This is a genomic window from Arenibacter lacus, assembly GCF_008711145.1.
GTDB classification, from domain to species: domain Bacteria; phylum Bacteroidota; class Bacteroidia; order Flavobacteriales; family Flavobacteriaceae; genus Arenibacter; species Arenibacter amylolyticus.
Genome location: NZ_VVIN01000168.1, coordinates 1 through 1,305 on the forward strand (window position 1 = coordinate 1; position 1,305 = coordinate 1,305).

The 1,305-nt window shown below is 34.2% G+C and carries 1 protein-coding gene; it reads right to left on the minus strand.

The genetic code is table 11. The features are described 5' to 3' along the window. Positions 1–293: 293 nt before the first annotated feature. On the minus strand, positions 294–1,133 hold the full coding sequence (locus tag F1E73_RS16975; protein ID WP_185269625.1) for a tyrosine-type recombinase/integrase: 840 nt from the start codon (positions 1,131–1,133) through the stop codon (positions 294–296). Positions 1,134–1,305: the final 172 nt, after the last annotated feature.

The following is a 1,305-nucleotide window of genomic DNA, read 5'->3' on the forward strand; positions in this document are numbered from 1 at the left end:
GTTTGTTTTGTAATATATTGATAATCAGCCTAAATAATGTTTTTTGAAGCCATGTTAAACCATATGAAGATTGCTTTGGGAGCAGGAGGTCGCAGGTTCGAATCCTGCCACCCCGACAAAAGCCACTGATAATCAGTGGCTTTTTCTTTTTTCGGGCACATTTCGGACAAATTATATCTGAATATTGATTATTCAATAACCTAAGCAAAGTTAAGCTAGAAGAATAACCCTTCTTAAAGAATGATTGGAACATAATGCTTGTTTCTATAGAGCGTGAAAAGTTCATCTTATTCTTATAAAAAATCAAGAGGGCTAGGAGTCTTTTGCTTGTCTATGTCAGTGATATGAGTGTAGATCATAGTCGTTTTTATATTTTCATGACCCAATAACTCTTTTACAATTCGGATATCGATACCTGATTGGATTAAATGTGTGGCATAAGAATGTCGCAATGTATGTACAGAGCCTTCCGACTGAACATTTGCTTTGATCAATGCTTTTTTCAGAATCAACTGTACACTTCGTTCGCTATACTTGCCACCCCTCTCACCTTCGAAGAGGTACTCCTTTGGCTTGAATGCTTGATAATAATGTCTCAAAGTCGCCAGCAATTTGTCTGGTAATGATACAATCCGATCTTTATTACCTTTGCTTTGATGGATTCTGATAATTCCATCGGAAGATTTTATGTCTTTGATTTTGAGATTCAACAGTTCGCTAAGACGTAGTCCACAACTATAGATTGTCATCAGAATAGCCTTGTGTTTTAGATTTTGAGTGTTATCGAGAATATTTCTTACTTCTTCTTTTGAAAAGAATTTAGGTAATTTAGAAAATGATCGTTTCGGGTATAAGTAATACAGTTGGATTTTTTTGTCCAATATCAGTTCGTACATCTTCTTGATTGCGCCCACTAATCCTTTTTGATAGGAAACACTAATTTTCCCATTTTGAACTTTTTCGTTTATAAACGCCTCAATATCTGACAGTGGAATTTCTTCAAGGGAGGGATATTTGCTAACATGTTTAAGAAATATACTAGCGTAATCCTTGTACGATCTAATGGTATTGCCAGCATATCTCTGCATCAGCAATCTCTTTTCGAAGGTTTCAAGTATGATTTCGCTATTCATATCAGGGAAATAGTATTTTATAATATTTTGTTTCGCTATTTGTGCGGTTTTATTTTTTAAATACAAATATATCAATATCTTATGTAGAAAGAAAAGTCAAATAACGAAACACGTATATAGGGTTGGTTAAGCGAAATTTTCCGTATATTCGTTTCGTTAAAACAGATGTTGT

What these genes read in the sequence shown, in the direction of transcription:
- F1E73_RS16975 (WP_185269625.1), bottom strand. Translation starts at nt 1,133, where the DNA reads ATGAATAGCGAAATCATACTTGAAACCTTCGAAAAGAGATTGCTGATG.